Below are 16089 nucleotides of genomic sequence, written 5' to 3'. Positions count from 1 at the left end.
CATTCCGCTTTTAAGGCACTCATGCTTACACCTTGTCGAATCCAAACACCTACAGGCCAGTTTCTCTAAGAGCCATAACCTCCCGGATCTGCCATTTACTGCAACATTCATTGTCAAAACCCATTTATTTCCGGTAAATTCGCCGCTCCAATATCAAATCACTTGGATAATAAAGGCGCTTGCACAGTGGTATTTGTTGCAAAACGTATAATCAACGTTGTAATCAAAGCCTCAATCACTACAATCTCTGGTTCGATTTTTCAGTTAACGTTTGTATGCCGAAGTTAAACCAAGATAACCCTGTTCAAAGCTCCGCCCTTTCCGATATCGAAACCAGCAGTAAGATTCAATCGGCATTAGAACCGAAGTTTCACAAGCCAGAGAAACGTCTCTGCTTAAGCCCTGGCCTATCGGATAAGCATTTGGCGCGCCGTTGGCAAGTATTGGAACAAGTGACCAATAAAGATCATCTTCTTGATCCTTTCACACAGTCACATTGCGACGCTTACTCCAACAACATCGAGCACTTCATTGGTACTGTCAATGTGCCGGTCGGCATCGCAGGTCCTTTACGCGTCAACGGTTTGTATGCGAACGATGACTTTTTGGTTCCGCTCGCAACGACAGAAGCCGCGTTAGTCGCTTCCTACAACCGTGGCGCAAATCTTGTTACCGCCGCTGGTGGCGCAAGCGCATTGTTACTGAGTGAAGGGGTGAGCAGAACACCAGTGTTCGCCTTTAATAACCTTGCCAACGCTGGCCAGTTCGTCAGTTGGGTTGTGACCCAGTTTGAAGTATTTCGTCAAATTGCGGAATCCACCACCTCACATGGCAAACTCAAAGATATCAATGTAAATATCGAAGGAAACCACGTTTATTTGGTCTTTGAATACGTGACCGGTGACGCTTCCGGACAAAACATGGTGACCATCGCAACAAACGAAGTGTTCCATCATATTTTGGCGACCAGCCCAATCAAACCAACTCAAGCATTCTTGGATGGCAACTTATCAGGCGACAAAAAACCAAACGCGCACACGCTGCGCTCGGTACGCGGTAAGAAAGTATCCGCCGAAGTGGCCATTCCTGCTGAGTTGGTGCAAAAATATCTGCATACCACGCCAGAGTCTATGGTTCAATTTGGCAAAATGACCACGGTGGGTGGTTTACTCAGCGGGACGATTGGCGTCAACGCGCATTACGCGAATGCCCTTGCCGCGCTGTACATTGCGTGTGGTCAAGATGCCGCTTGCGTTGCAGAGTCTGCCATTGGTATCACTCGTATGGATGTGGACGCTCAAGGCAACTTGTACACGAGCGTTACCTTGCCAAACATCATGGTTGGCACGGTTGGCGGGGGCACTGGCCTTCCAACACAAAAAGCATGTTTGGATATTTTGGGGTTGCACGGCAACGGCAATGCGAAAGCCTTAGCCGAAGTCGCAGCTGCGCTTTGTCTGGCTGGCGAACTCTCGATTGTCGGCGCATTTTGTGCCGATCACTTCTCCCGGGCTCACCATAAACTTGCTAGAAAATAATCCTTTTTACTTTGTACAAGAGAACACCCATGCGGTTTTCTCTTGTGCCAATAAAACAACTTTATTTATTAGCTCATAAATTAGTTTAAGTTATATTGCAGACTTAATAATTACACCACTCTCACGTTGACCGCATTATTGCAGTATCACCACACATTCCTCGCTATATCACTGTTTGACCCTATTCTCACGCGATATTAAATATCAGTACGTTACCTAAATAAATATCAAAAACATCTAGCACTAAAGTACCAAATTCATAGATTGAGTTTTTTGTTAGTCACTTATAGAGACTATACTCGTTCCTGCAGCTGCTTGATTTTTCTAAATTTATTATTTAGCTCAAATGAGCTTAATCACTCCCGTTAAATGGATTTAAGTCGTTCCCTCGGGTAAGCGAGTTAACTATGAGACGTCAGAAACAGAATGAAATCTCTTGTTGGGTTCTAGGGTTGATTATCTTATTACTAAGTTACGTCCCTTCAGTACCAGCAGAAATGGAACTAACGCCCTCCGATCAAACCGTTGCGCGTTTCCTCTATCAGAGCACTTTTGGGCCAACACCAACATTAATTGATGAGGTAGAAGAAGTCGGGATGGAAAGTTGGATATCTCAACAAATCAACCTTCCTGCCACCTATCATCAACCGCTCTATCGGACACCTTTTTCCAAAGGCGCACAATCCAATCGCGAAAACGCTTGGTATCAAATTGTTATTACCGCTGATGATCAACTCAGACAGCGCATGGCGTATGCATTAAGCCAGATCTTAGTGGTCTCTCGCTATGGCGGTGTCCTTTCCAGTAAGCCCACTGGTCTAGTCGACTACTATGACGTATTGATTGCTAACGCTTTTGGCAACTACCGAGATTTATTATATGACGTTTCCATTCATCCTGTTATGGGCAGCTATTTGTCAATGCTCGGTAGCGCAAAAGAGAACAACACGACGGGTGCATTACCTGATGAGAACTTCGCTCGAGAGTTGATGCAGTTGTTCACCCTAGGCTTGTATGAACTGAATATCGATGGCAGTAAAAAGCTTGATCGTACAACGGGTAAGCCTATCCCCACATATACCCAAACGGATATTCAAGAGCTCGCTCGAGCATTAACTGGGTGGAAAAATGCCGATTTAGCGTTTGTCGAACCGATGCGAGTCATCAGCCACCGACACGATGATGGCGAGAAACGATTGCTTGGTAACACAATTCCTGCTGGTTTAACTGCGCAAGAAGAGCTTTCAAAAGTGATCGATATTTTGATGTCTCATCCAAACATGGCGCCGTTTGTTTCTAAGCTACTTATCCAACGTTTTGTAACTTCGAATCCAAGTCCGGAGTACATCGCACGTGTTGCTTCGGTATTCAATAACAATGGCAAAGGAGAAAAAGGAGATTTAAACGCGGTCATTCATGCCATCTTGCTCGATTCTGAGGCTCTAGGCATGACAGATACCCCGCCAATAAAAGTGAAAGAGCCAATACTGGTCCTAACTAATTTTCATCGAGCAGCGGGTTTTACAATCAAATCTACACGTTACGAAGACGCCACTACGATGATGAATATCGCCAATCAAGGACCTCTTCGTTCTCCTTCCGTATTTAATTTTTACTCTCCTGATTACCAACCATCTAACGAGTTTACGGAGTCTGGTATTAGCTCTCCGGAGTATGAGCTACTGAACTGGTCTGTTTATACCGATTTGGTCAACTATATGTTGACCAGCACTCGCAGAGGCGGCGGTGATTCCTACACACTCGATCTCGGCGAGTTTTATCTTCTTTTAGATGATCACGATGCCTTAGTCGAGCTGGTTAACGCACGCTTCTTTGCTGGAACGGCCTCGGCGGAATTAAAAAAACTCATGCTCACCGTGTTAGATGAATATCGTGAGGACTATGTGCCAACAACAAAGCTCGCCTTGGTGATTTTTACCGCCATTTCCGGCGATGAATTCTATATTCAGGATTAGGAGTGGATTATGGATATTTCACGACGACATTTTATAAAAAGCACTGCATCGATGGGCGCTTTAGCTTCGCTTGGTCTACCGGGTTATTCTCTCGCGGCGCCATCTAATGACTTTCGAGCATTAATATGTGTCTATTTAGCAGGTGGAAACGATGCGTTCAACACTGTACTGCCATTGTCTGACGCGCACTATAACCAATATGCCAAAGTCAGAGGGGCTCTTTCTGTCGCCAAAGACGACATACTCCCTATCAATTTGCGTACCGCCGATAGCTCGGATAATCTGGTAGAACTTGGCTTACACCCCAAACTAAAGGCGCTGTCTTCAATTTTCGAACAAGGCGATGCCAATATCGTGCTCAATAGCGGTATTCTCAACCATCCCGTTACAAAACAAGCGATTGAGCTAGGTGAAGCGTCACTTCCCGAGCAACTGTTTTCCCACAATTCACAAACAGACGCTTGGTTACTTGGTGGTATGCAAGAATCTAGCAATTTGGGTTGGGCGGGCAGAATGTTGGACGTATTAACTTCTGAATCAGAAATAACCCCGCTATACAGTGTGCACGGGAACTCGCTTTGGTTACGCGCGATGGAACACCGCCAAACCGTGCTGAAAAAAGACCGTGCGGTTCAGCTTACCGCGATTGATAACCCACTATACAAGGGGATCTATGATCAACTGCTTTCTCATCAAACAGAGAATCCGTTTAGTGGTCACTTTAATTTGATGGTTGATGAATCGATGATGATGAGCCGCGTGCTAAGCGAGCAACTCAATCATATTGATGACGCGCCGCTGTTCACCTCATCAACACTCGGCAAGCAGATGCAAACCGTCTACAAATTGATCGCAAGCCAAGATGTGTTAAAGCAACAACGACAAGTCTTCTTCGTTAAACACTCTGGCTACGACCTACACGATTCTCAATTAGTTCGACACCCCGTACTACTCGAAGATCTAGCAACTAACCTCTTAGCAATGTATCGTGCGATTGAAGGGTTGGGGCTAAACAAGCAAGTCACCTCTTTTACAATGTCTGACTTTGGTCGACGGATGACAAGCAACGGTAACGGCACCGATCACGGTTGGGGTGGTCATCAACTATTGATTGGAGGCGCGGTGAATGGTCAGCGACCTATCGGCACATGGCCTGAACTAGTATTGGGTGGAAACGATGACTATTCTCAAGGTCGACTCATACCCCAAATTGCAGCGGATCAAGTGGGCTCAACCCTCGCGCAATGGATGGGCGTGAGTGATAACGCGGCATTGGAATACGTGTTCCCGAATATCCGCAACTTCGCTAATTCAAACCTTGGCTTTATGGCTTAAGCTGCTTTAATGAGCTCTTAATTAACTTGTCATGAAAAAGGGAGCATTTACGCTCTCTTTTCAATATCATTTCCGCTGAATGTCCGTTACGCTTCGTCGCGACGACGCTCGTTACACAGCTTAATGGCACGCTCAAGCAATTCTAGCGCGGATTGCTCACATTCAGGCAGAACCGCATCACTTTCACCAATTGGCGTTACGCGGTCACCCCATTTCAATACTGCCGCACCCCATGTCAAACCTGCACCAAATGCAGCAAGAAGCATGTTATCACCTGGGTTAACTCGGCCTTGCTCTACCGCTTCACACAATGCAATTGGCACCGTCGCTGCAGAAGTATTGCCGTAGTTTTGGATGTTCACAAACGCTTTGTCGTGTGGGATCCCAGATAGGTCACATAGGGTTTGAATAATGCGAATATTCGCTTGATGAGGAATAACAACGTCGATTTGGTCGGTAGTTAACTGTGATGCTTTAAGCACGGTTTTCGCAGCTAGCCCCATGCCTTTTACCGCACGTTTAAAAATTTCTTGTCCTACAAAGTTGAAATCCCAGTAACCGTTGTCCTCAGCAAAGCGATCCATACAAGTACCAAACTTTGGCACGGATAGAATATCGCGACCTTTAGCGTCACAACCAATTTGAGATTGCAGTAGACCCGTTTCTTTTTCTGTTCTTGATAACACAACGGCGCCCGCGCCATCACCAAATAGAACAGCGGTATCTCGCATGGCCCAATCAATGTAGAAAGACAATCTTTCCGCGCCAATAATGATCGCGTTGCGATAGTTACCTGATTGAATCAAACGTGTACCCGTTTCAAGGCCGTAGACAAATCCCGTACATGCGGCATTTAAATCAAAGGCCGCCGCAGAACGAATACCCAAGTTCTGCTGTATTTTAGATGCGATGTTTGGAATAAGTGAATCCGGAGAACAAGTCGCCACAATGATTAAATCAACGTCGCTTGCGTCAACGCCCGCGCGCGCCAATGCGTGTTTGGCAGCAACGGTTGCCATGTCTGAAGTATTTACATGGCTAATACGGCGGTTTTCGATACCCGTGCGGGTACGAATCCACTCATCTGAAGTATCAAGGAAAGTGCTAAGATCATCGTTAGAGAGCACGGCAGGAGGAACACATTTCCCCCAACCTGTAATTTCAGCGTAGTAATTTGTCATCGCAGACCTATTTATTGTTGTATTTTAATAAAATTTCTTAGAACCTTAGGCTCAAATACAAACCTGCTCTGCGTTATTTCGGCAGGTTAAAAAATAAGTATACAAATAATGAGGCTGACTGGTAAGTCATGTTTTCATCAATACGTAATAAAGGAAGAAGTCATGTCATCGTTTAAAACTCGCTGCCCTTCATGCGGCGGTCTGAATCGTGTCCCTAATGAGCGTGTTGCAGAGTCTGCAACTTGCGGTAAATGTAAAAGTGCACTTTTTGATGGCGCGCCTATCGAAGGAACGCAAGATAACTTTTCTGCCCTATTACAAAGTTATACGCCTGTTGTCGTCGACTTTTGGGCCCCTTGGTGTAATCCGTGCGTCGGTTTTGCCCCTGTTTTCTCGGATGTCGCTCATGAACAAGCAGGAACGGCTCGTTTTGTAAAGATTGATACAGAAGCACAACAAGCGCTCGCTGCACAATTTGGCATTCGAAGCATTCCTACCATCATGGTTTTCAAGAACGGTCAACGCGTTGATATGATCAATGGTGCGCTACCGAAAAGTCAGTTTGATCAATGGTTAAATCAAGCACTTAATAAGTAATTCTCCACGCCAACCTCACTGGTAGGTTGGCGTTTTTATGCAACTTATCGACCTATCTATTTAACAAATATTATTTGTCGAAACGACTTAAATTAATCATTTTACTTGCCTAACTATTAGCCTCATATTCGCGCCGAATAACCCATAGATTTCATTTAACTTATAGGCGCAAAACAGTGGAAAACACAGTCGTTCCTGCAGCATCACCACGAGTTACAGTTCCAGTCGTCGCACTGTCTCTTTATGCGGTGGCTTCGGGCTATTTAATGAGCTTGATCCCTCTCATGCTCGGTGAATACAACATCTCAGCAGATTATGCGAGTTGGTTGGCGAGTGTTTTTTATGGCGGCTTATTGGTCGGCGCGATGTTTATTGAACGTGTCGTGCGTCAAGTGGGTCACCGTAAAGCGTTTATTGGCTGCTTAGCGGCATTCTCGCTAACGATTGTCACGCTACCCGTTTTTGCTAATGGGTTAGTGTGGCTTGCTGCTCGTTTTATCGCAGGTATTGCCGTTGCGGGCGTTTTTGTCATTGTTGAATCTTGGCTAATGTCTGGCGACGAAGCATCACGTGCAAAACGTTTGAGCTTGTACATGCTATCGCTTTATGGCGGTTCTGCATTAGGCCAATTTGGCATTGGTGTACTTGGCGTAAGTGGCGGTGTTCCGTTCATTGCAATCACAACTCTGATCCTAATGGCGATGTTGGTGCTGATGTTTATTGAGTGTGAACAACCAAACAGCCATGAATCAACCGCTTTGTCATTTAAGCAAATCGCCAAGCTAAACCATGCTGCAATTATTGGTTGTGTTGTATCTGGTTTGACCTTAGGCGCGATATACGGATTAATGCCTGTTGAGCTCACTAACCGTAAAATCAACCATCAAGACGTTGGTACATTGATGGCACTAGTGATCCTAGGTGGCATGTTGGTTCAACCAATGGTGACCACATTGAACAAATACATGAGCCGCACAGTGCTAATGGCGTTCTTCTGTATTTTGGGTATTTTTTCGATCGGTTTGACCTTTATTTCATCGTCAGCCGTGGTATTAGCTGCTGCTTTATTCTTTTTAGGTGCAGCTACTTTTGCCTTGTACCCAATTGCGATCAACTTAGGTTGTGAAGGACTTGATGAGCGCTTTATTGTCTCTGCCACACAAGTCATGCTGTTCAGCTACAGCATTGGCTCTGTTGCTGGCCCGGTTGTGGCTGATAAATTTATGGGCCAAGAACATGGCTTACTAGGCTACTTGTTTGCCGCTTTGGTTGCGACTGGCGTATACATGCTACTTGCAGCGAGCAAAACTAAGCAGCGTATGGCCGCTGGCCTCTAACCACGCAACTTCTACTCAACGAAAACGAGGGCATGTCGCCCTCGTTTTTTATTCTTCGCTTTTTTGTTTAGATAAACGTTTGTGACGGTTTGACGCGTTCGCTGCAGGTTTTTCCGGTACCGCGCGCTTTTCATGAAGTAAATGACGAACCGCCAAGATGGGATGTTTCAGTAGCATTCTGGGGCCAGAGTAACGCATGACCAAACGCATTTGCTCTTTCGGGGCCGGTTTATAACAGTGAATCGGACACTTGTTACACGTCGGTTTATTCTCTCCGTAAGGACAACGGTCAAGACGAACTTCTGCGTATTCAAGCAGCTCACGACATTCTGAGCACAAGTCACTTTTTGTTCCATGGTGATCGTGACAGTAAACCTCTACCATGGCTTTTACCGTCTTAAATTCAGTGGCGAGCTTGCCAAGTAAAATATCGCTCATGAGCTTCCAAAAATCACAACGTCATTGTGTAAAGTTCTAACGTTCGACCATTATCGTATTGCTGCTCAACTCGTTCAAACTCAAAGCCCAGTTTTTTGAGCAAACTTATACTACGAATATTGTCATTGTTGGTGATGGCAGCCAACTTATCGAGTTTCATTCCCTCTCGAGCATATTCCAGCACCGCGGTTGCCGACTCGACTCCGTAGCCGCAACCATAAGCAGAAGGTAAAAAACCATACCCGAGATCGTAGTGTTGCAATGTGTCACGCTTAACTAGCCCACAAATACCGATCGACTGTCCATCGTCCTTTTTCTCTACTACGAGTAAACTCACGCCTTTAACTTTTTGCATGCGTAGCATGTTTTCTTTTATATAACGCGCCGCTTCATATTCAGTACGAATTTGTTTATCTCCGACAAAACGATAAAAGTCTGGGTGGTTATAAAGTTCTAATATGAATGGTGCATCATCTACACTCACAAGACGTAATATCAAACGTTCAGTGATCAGTGTTTTCATTTGGACTCCATTAAAACGCGAGAGATGATTGGACATAGAAACGTACTTGAATCTTGCGACCGACGTAAGGGCTTATTTAGTTGTAACTTGATAAAAAAATAACTATCCTGCCCCGCTAAATTAAAGGACCACCACCATGAACCGCAAGAAGAAAATCAATCAGATCTTAAAAGCGAAGCAGAAGAAGCACAACGCTAAGCTACATAAGAGCAATAAGCCGCGTTATATCTCCAAAGCTGAACGTGCAAAAATGGAAGCTGAAGAGCAAAACCAAGCCTCGGAAAGCACGGAAAATGTTGTAGACACAGTGCCGACAGATCAAGCCTAAAAGAAAAGCCGCTTTATGCGGCTTTTTTGTTTATTGTACGGAGAGAATTGACTTTAATATTCAACACTGTAGTTCAGTGTGAATGTGCGACCTCTTCCTTTGTAGTCGTAAGCTGCTGCATCGTAGTGTGCCGCATAAAGAATCTGCGCACGTTGACCCCAAGCGGTTGTGTAGTCTTCGTCAAATAGATTTTGAATACCAAAGCCTAACTGCCCAATAGGTAGTGTTACATTACCCAGAAGATCAAACGTGGTGTAGCCCTCCAACTTATTGTTGGCGTCATCTTCGTAATCAAACATCGTCTGACTTTGTAGACGAATCGAGTACGAATCTTGGTAGTATGCAGCCCATGCATCAGCCTTAGACGTACTGGCTTTACCTGCGCTCAAATCTTCCCATTTACCATCGGTTTTCAGCTCAGAAACTACGTAGTGTCCTGATGCCCCTAACAGGATATCGCGAGTCACCCAGTAATTGATGTTTGCTTCTGCACCGTAAACACGCTGCTCGTCGTCAACATTCGTAATCAACAACGTTTTTCTATCATACTTGATGGAGTTGTCTGAAAGCGAGTAATAGCCTGCCGCCTGAAGCGCAAGAGAGTTGGTATCAAGACGGTAACCGATCTCATAGCTGTCCGTTTTAATACCTGACATTTTTGAGTCAGACACGTTAATGCTGTTGTTCAACGCATAGTGACCGTTTGCATCTACAGCATCATAGCTGCCTTGACCATAGTACTTCGCAGGATCAGCAAGTTCGAAACCTTGGGAGAAATTTGCCCAAAGTTGAGATTCATCATTAAGCTGATAAATGGTGCCCAAATTAAACAGACTTACAGAATAGTCGGTGCTGCCACCTGGTACCGCATCCGCTGATACGCCATTACCCGAGGCAATCTTCTTTTGTACGCTATAGGCAACAAAGTCATCAATCTTGTTGTCCATGTATTGATAGCGGTAGCCTGCTTGAACGGACCAATCTTGATTAATTTGATAGTCACCTTGAACAAACATTGCGTAAGACGTTACATCTACACCTGGGTAACGACCAACTTCGGCGTACGTTTTATTAATCAAGTTTCCAGAGTTGTTTGCAATGCTTGGATCGAACAGAGCTTGATTGCTCTCAAAACGGTCTAAATACGCATCAACACCATAAACAAGGTTGAATGATTCCCAGTTTTTTGCCAGTGCCAAACGTCCAGCAAAAACCTCTGTCTTTTGCTGAGAAGCACCTTGATAATAAGGAGTAAATGTTTGGTCTTCACTTCGGTAAGATAACTCGCCAATCAGTTGATGACCGAATACGCTGTCGTGGGCGTAGTTCGCACTTAAGAGAACTCGCTCTGTACCGTGTTCACGATCGGAATCGAATCCCTCTCGTACATCAACAAATTTATTGTTAACAATGTACAAGCCGTATGGCGAATCTTGCTGGCTGTCATAGTATTGTGCGACAAGGTTTAACTTGCTGGCATCGGAGATTTGAATCTCTGTCGATCCCATAACATCGAGCGTTGAATTGTACTGCAAAGAGCCTTGGGAGATATCTGGCGTGACAATGTCGCCATTTGCGTCAAATGCACCTTGTGTCTCGGTGTACACAACCGAACCTCTAGCGGCAACTCGATCGTTACCACCGGAAATAGACTGGGCTAATTTGTAATCAAAATCGTCGCTGCTGTTAAAACCTGTAGTGCCACTCACGTAGGATTCAAATGACAATGCATCCGAATACGCTTTCTTGGTGATAATGTTGATAACACCACCTGTAGCGCCAGCACCATAAATGGAGGTTGCACCAGATAGTACTTCAATTCGCTCGATGTTGAATGGGTCAATTGCATCAAGCTGACGACTAATTGGGCGAGAAGACTGCAGTGAGACACCATCAATCATCACCAACATCGCTCTGCCACGCAGGTTCTGGCCGTAGTTAGTTCGACCACCCGTACCAACGTCTAACGAAGGAATGGTTGCAGAAAGAATGTCACCAAGTGTCTTGCCCGCGCGATATTGTTGGGCAATTTCCTCTTGCCCTACAAACCAAACCGTTCCTGGAATATCAGAGATCGACTTCGGCATCACACTGCCCACGACCACCATTTGTTCATCACTTGGTGTTGATGTTTGTTGAAGTTCTTCCGCAGCTATTGAGCTAACTGCGTATCCACTGCTCATCGCAAGTACGATGAGATTAAGAGAAAACGTCCTTTTTATCATTGTATTTATCTTTTTGTTGTCAACAAGAGCGTGCAATGATACTTATTCTCACTCTCAAATCGAGCACTGTTACATAAGTTAACCAAATGTTAATTAGGATTATGCTTGCTCATAAGCTGTCGATTTTTTTCTAAACGAGGACAATCTTCACAAAGCTTTCTGCCTTCACACTTATAGACTAAACAACAGCTTTTTCTGACCAATTTTAGCGGCTGATCCAGTGACGTCTCATAAAGTGAATGACTACTGTTGGCATCTAAACCCAATGCCTGCAACCACAAGATGGCATGCTCACGCAATGTCGTGTTGGTCATTTGCGGAAAACGCTGTTGAAGACGAATCAAACAAGCCATGATCCCATCCGACATCAATTGATGAGTGAAACCTGGGCGAATGCGCGTCCATTGACTCATTTCTTGTTGGTAGAAATCGAACAACTCTCGAATTTGACGTCCGGCCTCTTTTATTAATTCTTCTGGCTTATCATGTATATGTGTTTCGTCAGCGAATCGATATCCAGACACAAAACAAGGCTTGAGGTGCTGCGCCATCTCACGAATGTTTGGCAACGTGTGGAAACCGTAGATAGAAATGAACGCAACATAAACAGGCTGCCAACACAACAAATCCCACGTTCTCGTCAACCAATACGCTTTCCCCGCTTCCGGATGAGCCTCAGACAACTGTTGGTAAAGGCCTTGAATGATCGGATTGATATCATTTTCGATATGAATAACTTCTTGCCCTATTTCGCCAATATCACCGTGCAGGTAAGGCGTAATCTCACTCGAAGTTTGAAATAGTTGCGGGAAAAATTGCTCAGACATGATGTTTTATTGTTGGTGTAGTCATTCTGACACCTTTATACCCAAGCACTAATCGCAATGCAAACTATTATCCTTTGCGTTCACATAACAAGAGCCTATTCTCATCTGTGGTCTCTGTCTTTATTTTCAAGCTCTTTGCGCCCGTAAGGTCCGGTTACGTATGCGATGAATAGCAACAAACTCTTAAACCTCTTCGCATTTAGCGCTGACATGATCGCAAAAATACACAGCATAAAAACATCCTGATAAAACTGTGTTAACAGTTTCCCTGTTTAGCGTGAGTTATTGCCAATAATTGAATATTGCTGTTTCTTATCCAAAGGAGTGTGAACAACATGAAGTATTTTCTTTCTGAATATCGGGACAATGTAATTAAGTAATTTGGCTATATAGCCCCCTGTTTTGAATAAGGAAATCCACATGTTGTATCTTGAGTTTCTATTTTTGCTCGTGATGCTGTATATCGGCTCACGTTATGGTGGTATAGGCCTTGGGGTCGTATCTGGTATTGGTTTGGTGATTGAAGTCTTCATCTTTAAGATGCCGCCAACCTCCCCTCCTGTCACCGTTATGTTGATAATCTTGGCAGTGGTAACATGTGCATCCATTCTTGAAGCGGCTGGTGGTTTGAAATACATGCTGCAAGTTGCCGAACGTGTGCTTCGTAAGAACCCAAAACGCGTCACCCTGATCGCTCCTTTTGTTACTTACTTTATGACCTTCTTGCTCGGCACAGGTCACGCGGTTTACTCCATCATGCCAATCATTGGCGACGTTGCACTGAAAAACGGCATTCGTCCGGAACGTCCAATGGCAGCCGCTTCCGTCGCTTCGCAAATCGCGATTACGGCCTCTCCAATTTCAGCGGCAGTCGTTTACTACTTGGCACAACTCTCTGATATTCAGCACGAGATCACTCTGCTTTCTATTTTGCTCGTTACTGTTCCAGCGACGCTATTCGGTACGTTGCTGATGTCACTTTACAGCCTAAAACGCGGTAAAGAACTGGAAGACGATGAAGAATACCAAGAGCGTTTAAAAGATCCGGTGTGGCGTGAAAAGATCCTCAACACCACTGCAACGTCTCTTGATGAAGTGCTACCAACAAGTGCTCGTAACTCTGTGTTGCTGTTCATCGCATCTATCTTGGTTATCGTCGTTATCGCGATGTGGCCGGACATTCGTACCATCGTAGATGGCGCGAAACCAATCAGCATGGCCGTTGTGATTCAAATGATGATGCTCTGCTTCGGCGGTATCATTTTGCTTGCAACCAAAACTGATCCACGTGACGTACCAAACGGCGTAGTATTCAAATCAGGTATGGTGGCTGCCATTGCTATCTTCGGTATCGCCTGGATGTCAGATACTTACTTCCAATACGCAATGCCTCAGTTCAAATCTGGCATCGTTGAGATGGTAACCAACTACCCTTGGACGTTCGCGCTTGCGTTGTTCATTGTATCGGTTGTGGTGAATTCTCAAGCAGCAACGGCTCGTATGATGCTGCCTGTTGGTCTTGGCTTGGGTCTGGATCCGGCACTGCTTATCGGCCTAATGCCTGCGGTATACGGTTACTTCTTTATTCCGAACTACCCTTCAGATATCGCGACAGTGAACTTCGATACGTCAGGTACCACTAAGATTGGTAAGTGGTACTTCAACCACTCATTTATGTCGGTCGGTTTGATTGGTGTGATTGGTGCTTGCTGTTTGGGCTACTTGTTAGGACAAATGATCATTCCTTCATAATTAGCCAAATCAACAATAAATTAGAGGCGAGTCATTGTACGTTAGCGTACAGCCTGAATGACTCGCCTTTTCTTTGTCACGTTAGTGATTACAGTAAGAAGTCATCATCAATCGCGACAAAGTTATCGGCACAATCAATCAGAGTTTGGGATGTTAGCTTAGGCACACCATAAACGGTCACCGTTTTATTGAAGCGCTGCTGAATTCGTTCCACCAGAAGACTAAAGTCCCCATCTCCAGAAACGAGAATCACTTCTTCAACTTCAGGGGCAATTTCAATCGCATCAAGAGTAATACCGACATCCCAGTCGCCTTTCGAGCTGCCGTCACGACGCTGAATATAGGGTTTAAGCATTACCTCAAACCCAACACCGCGTAAAATGTGATGAAACTGGCGCTGTTTTGGATCGTTACTCGCGATGGCATAAGCACGAGCACTCACCACCTCTTTCCCTTGCGTCGCAACATACCAAAACTGGTTGTAATCAAAATTACTGCGATACGCTTCGCGACAGGTGTAATACACATTCTGTACATCAACCAAAATGGCGATCTTTTGTTTTCTTTCTGAATTCATCTTTTCTACGCTTGATTTATTTGCTGCCTACCCTAAGTCAGTTTTGGAAAAAGCACAATGAGCCAATTCCACTAAACTTAACGTATAAACGGTATTTGGGTTTCTAGGGGAACTGTCATGGGCGGAAAGTTACTAGTGATACTACTTTCTTGTATCTTGTCATCGACAGCATTCGGTTATCCAGCACATTCAAAGTACTGGCCGCATCGGAGTGTGCTTTACTTCGCTCCAGAAAACGATGAATACGTCAAACAATTCTTGCTAGAAACACTTATGAATGAGTGTGAGTTGGAAGACAGAGATGTGGTCACATTAGTCATTACAGAACAAGGCTATACGTCTCCAGCTTGGCTCAAAGAAGAGTTTGATTTGAAAATGCTTGCCAAGCTGTATGAAATTGAAAAAGGCTCACATACCGCAATTTTACTGGGTAAAGATGGCCAAGAGAAATACCGATGGGGCGCAGAAACGGATTGGCCATTTATCAACAACTTGATTGATCAAATGCCAATGCGTAAGCAAGAAATGCAGAGACGTCACAGCCCCTGCAAAATCTAACCATTAGACGAACTTATTTTCTAAACCAGTCTAGTTTGTTGTGCAACTGAGTCACGCTGCCAACGACGATCAATGCTGGACTGATCGCTTTCTCAGCCATTTCAGAAAGTTCATTTAGTTTACCTTGGAACACGCGTTGCTCTGCTCGCGTCCCATTTTCGATGATTGCGCATGACATTTCTGGATCTAAGCCGTGCGTGATGAGCTTGTCCATAATGTGGCCGCTTTGCTTCAACCCCATGTAGAACACAAGCGTGTTGTTTGATTGCGCTAACGAGCGCCATTCAATTTCGCGACCGTCTTTTTGCACGTGACCCGTGATGAATTGAACGCTTTGCGCATGATCACGGTGCGTTAGTGGAATACCTGCGTAAGCCGTCGCGCCAGCCGCAGCGGTGATCCCCGGCACCACTTCGTATTGAATACCGTATTCTGCAAGCTCTTCCAACTCTTCACCGCCGCGTCCAAAGATAAATGAATCTCCACCTTTTAGGCGCACAACGCGTTTCCCTTCTTGTGCTTTTTCCACCAAAATTTGGTTGATCTGGTCTTGTGGTACGCAGTGAAAATCGAGCTTTTTCCCGACATAAATCATCTCGGCGGATACGTGTGCTAACTCTAGAATCTCTTTAGATACCAATCGGTCATACACCACAACTTCAGCCGCTTGAATGGCTTTCAAACCTTTGACCGTCAGCAAGTCTGGATCGCCCGGCCCCGCACCAACTAGAGAAACAAAGCCGCTGTTTAAAGATGAGTTCGCAGTAGTCATATCAACGCCTATCGGAAATTTGGATATAAAGAGTAACACTCACGTTATTAACTTAAGGTTTAAACTACCCCAAGGAGTTATTACTTTTTATAGCTAAATCAATACAATATCTATTGAAAGTTAAA

Annotated in this window: 15 protein-coding genes; 8 read left to right on the top strand and 7 right to left on the bottom strand. The window is 44.8% G+C overall.

Annotation, left to right across the window (positions count from 1 at the left end):
* The first annotated feature begins 275 nt into the window (after positions 1–275).
* The 3 genes from ACZ5ZC_RS07190 (at position 276) to ACZ5ZC_RS07180 (ending at position 4849) form a co-directional block, all read left to right on the top strand.
* Entirely contained in the window at positions 276–1538 is a 1263-nt protein-coding gene (locus ACZ5ZC_RS07190; RefSeq protein ID WP_464931553.1) for a hydroxymethylglutaryl-CoA reductase, read from the top strand.
* A 407-nt stretch (positions 1539–1945) separates the two neighbouring features.
* Positions 1946–3514 (top strand): DUF1800 domain-containing protein, encoded by a 1569-nt coding sequence (locus ACZ5ZC_RS07185; RefSeq protein ID WP_464931552.1) that lies wholly within the window; start codon positions 1946–1948, stop codon positions 3512–3514.
* A gap of 9 nt (positions 3515–3523) precedes the next feature.
* A complete protein-coding gene (locus tag ACZ5ZC_RS07180; protein WP_464931551.1) occupies positions 3524–4849 on the top strand; it encodes a DUF1501 domain-containing protein in 1326 nt (441 codons plus the stop codon).
* 86 nt (positions 4850–4935) lie between these two features.
* Here the strand turns inward: ACZ5ZC_RS07180 and ACZ5ZC_RS07175 are convergent, their stop codons facing one another.
* Entirely contained in the window at positions 4936–6030 is a 1095-nt protein-coding gene (locus ACZ5ZC_RS07175) for a ketoacyl-ACP synthase III (RefSeq protein WP_139059428.1), read from the bottom strand.
* Positions 6031–6192: 162 nt separating this feature from the next.
* Between ACZ5ZC_RS07175 and trxC the strand changes: the two genes are divergently transcribed.
* The gene (trxC, locus tag ACZ5ZC_RS07170) at positions 6193–6627 is read left to right on the top strand and encodes a thioredoxin TrxC (RefSeq protein ID WP_464931550.1); all 435 of its coding nucleotides are present in this window, start codon (positions 6193–6195) and stop codon (positions 6625–6627) included.
* A gap of 176 nt (positions 6628–6803) precedes the next feature.
* Positions 6804–7964 carry an MFS transporter gene (locus ACZ5ZC_RS07165; RefSeq protein WP_054867635.1) on the top strand — a complete coding sequence of 387 codons (1161 nt, stop codon included), beginning with the start codon at positions 6804–6806 and terminating at the stop codon, positions 7962–7964.
* 48 nt (positions 7965–8012) lie between these two features.
* Here ACZ5ZC_RS07165 and ACZ5ZC_RS07160 read toward each other — a convergent pair whose 3' ends face one another.
* Both ACZ5ZC_RS07160 and ACZ5ZC_RS07155 read right to left on the bottom strand, forming a co-directional pair.
* Positions 8013–8402, bottom strand: coding sequence for a nitrous oxide-stimulated promoter family protein (locus ACZ5ZC_RS07160; protein ID WP_258692254.1), 390 nt, complete (start codon positions 8400–8402; stop codon positions 8013–8015).
* A gap of 13 nt (positions 8403–8415) precedes the next feature.
* Positions 8416–8925, bottom strand: coding sequence for a GNAT family N-acetyltransferase (locus ACZ5ZC_RS07155; protein ID WP_054867636.1), 510 nt, complete (start codon positions 8923–8925; stop codon positions 8416–8418).
* 136 nt (positions 8926–9061) lie between these two features.
* On the opposite strand from ACZ5ZC_RS07155, the gene ACZ5ZC_RS07150 reads away from it, so the two are divergent.
* A complete protein-coding gene (locus ACZ5ZC_RS07150; RefSeq protein ID WP_012842232.1) occupies positions 9062–9253 on the top strand; it encodes a DUF2986 domain-containing protein in 192 nt (63 codons plus the stop codon).
* Between the two features lie 53 nt (positions 9254–9306).
* Here ACZ5ZC_RS07150 and ACZ5ZC_RS07145 read toward each other — a convergent pair whose 3' ends face one another.
* Positions 9307–11478, bottom strand: a complete 2172-nt coding sequence (locus tag ACZ5ZC_RS07145; protein ID WP_054867637.1) for a TonB-dependent receptor — start codon at positions 11476–11478, stop codon at positions 9307–9309.
* An 89-nt stretch (positions 11479–11567) separates the two neighbouring features.
* A complete protein-coding gene (locus ACZ5ZC_RS07140) occupies positions 11568–12305 on the bottom strand; it encodes a siderophore ferric iron reductase (protein ID WP_054867638.1) in 738 nt (245 codons plus the stop codon).
* A gap of 420 nt (positions 12306–12725) precedes the next feature.
* Between ACZ5ZC_RS07140 and ACZ5ZC_RS07135 the strand changes: the two genes are divergently transcribed.
* Complete coding sequence (locus tag ACZ5ZC_RS07135; RefSeq protein ID WP_005394592.1) at positions 12726–14057, top strand: anaerobic C4-dicarboxylate transporter; 1332 nt, start codon at positions 12726–12728, stop codon at positions 14055–14057.
* A gap of 88 nt (positions 14058–14145) precedes the next feature.
* Here the strand turns inward: ACZ5ZC_RS07135 and ACZ5ZC_RS07130 are convergent, their stop codons facing one another.
* Complete coding sequence (locus ACZ5ZC_RS07130) at positions 14146–14634, bottom strand: LabA-like NYN domain-containing protein (protein WP_005394594.1); 489 nt, start codon at positions 14632–14634, stop codon at positions 14146–14148.
* Positions 14635–14751: 117 nt separating this feature from the next.
* Between ACZ5ZC_RS07130 and ACZ5ZC_RS07125 the strand changes: the two genes are divergently transcribed.
* Positions 14752–15192 (top strand): DUF4174 domain-containing protein, encoded by a 441-nt coding sequence (locus ACZ5ZC_RS07125; protein ID WP_012842228.1) that lies wholly within the window; start codon positions 14752–14754, stop codon positions 15190–15192.
* Positions 15193–15205: 13 nt separating this feature from the next.
* Here ACZ5ZC_RS07125 and cobA read toward each other — a convergent pair whose 3' ends face one another.
* Complete coding sequence (cobA, locus tag ACZ5ZC_RS07120; protein ID WP_152814329.1) at positions 15206–15964, bottom strand: uroporphyrinogen-III C-methyltransferase; 759 nt, start codon at positions 15962–15964, stop codon at positions 15206–15208.
* Between the last annotated feature and the right edge of the window lie 125 nt (positions 15965–16089).

Source organism: Vibrio sp. JCM 18905 (assembly GCF_055393305.1).
The sequence above is the reverse complement of the archived record's forward strand: the minus strand, read 5'-3'. Positions and strand labels throughout refer to the sequence as shown.

What these genes read in the sequence shown, in the direction of transcription:
- ACZ5ZC_RS07180 (WP_464931551.1), top strand. Translation starts at nt 3,524, where the DNA reads ATGGATATTTCACGACGACATTTTATAAAAAGCACTGCATCGATGGGC.
- ACZ5ZC_RS07125 (WP_012842228.1), top strand. Translation starts at nt 14,752, where the DNA reads ATGGGCGGAAAGTTACTAGTGATACTACTTTCTTGTATCTTGTCATCG.
- ACZ5ZC_RS07175 (WP_139059428.1), bottom strand. Translation starts at nt 6,030, where the DNA reads ATGACAAATTACTACGCTGAAATTACAGGTTGGGGGAAATGTGTTCCT.
- ACZ5ZC_RS07135 (WP_005394592.1), top strand. Translation starts at nt 12,726, where the DNA reads ATGTTGTATCTTGAGTTTCTATTTTTGCTCGTGATGCTGTATATCGGC.
- ACZ5ZC_RS07190 (WP_464931553.1), top strand. Translation starts at nt 276, where the DNA reads ATGCCGAAGTTAAACCAAGATAACCCTGTTCAAAGCTCCGCCCTTTCC.
- ACZ5ZC_RS07140 (WP_054867638.1), bottom strand. Translation starts at nt 12,305, where the DNA reads ATGTCTGAGCAATTTTTCCCGCAACTATTTCAAACTTCGAGTGAGATT.
- ACZ5ZC_RS07185 (WP_464931552.1), top strand. Translation starts at nt 1,946, where the DNA reads ATGAGACGTCAGAAACAGAATGAAATCTCTTGTTGGGTTCTAGGGTTG.
- ACZ5ZC_RS07160 (WP_258692254.1), bottom strand. Translation starts at nt 8,402, where the DNA reads ATGAGCGATATTTTACTTGGCAAGCTCGCCACTGAATTTAAGACGGTA.
- trxC (WP_464931550.1), top strand. Translation starts at nt 6,193, where the DNA reads ATGTCATCGTTTAAAACTCGCTGCCCTTCATGCGGCGGTCTGAATCGT.
- ACZ5ZC_RS07130 (WP_005394594.1), bottom strand. Translation starts at nt 14,634, where the DNA reads ATGAATTCAGAAAGAAAACAAAAGATCGCCATTTTGGTTGATGTACAG.
- ACZ5ZC_RS07145 (WP_054867637.1), bottom strand. Translation starts at nt 11,478, where the DNA reads ATGATAAAAAGGACGTTTTCTCTTAATCTCATCGTACTTGCGATGAGC.
- cobA (WP_152814329.1), bottom strand. Translation starts at nt 15,964, where the DNA reads ATGACTACTGCGAACTCATCTTTAAACAGCGGCTTTGTTTCTCTAGTT.
- ACZ5ZC_RS07150 (WP_012842232.1), top strand. Translation starts at nt 9,062, where the DNA reads ATGAACCGCAAGAAGAAAATCAATCAGATCTTAAAAGCGAAGCAGAAG.
- ACZ5ZC_RS07155 (WP_054867636.1), bottom strand. Translation starts at nt 8,925, where the DNA reads ATGAAAACACTGATCACTGAACGTTTGATATTACGTCTTGTGAGTGTA.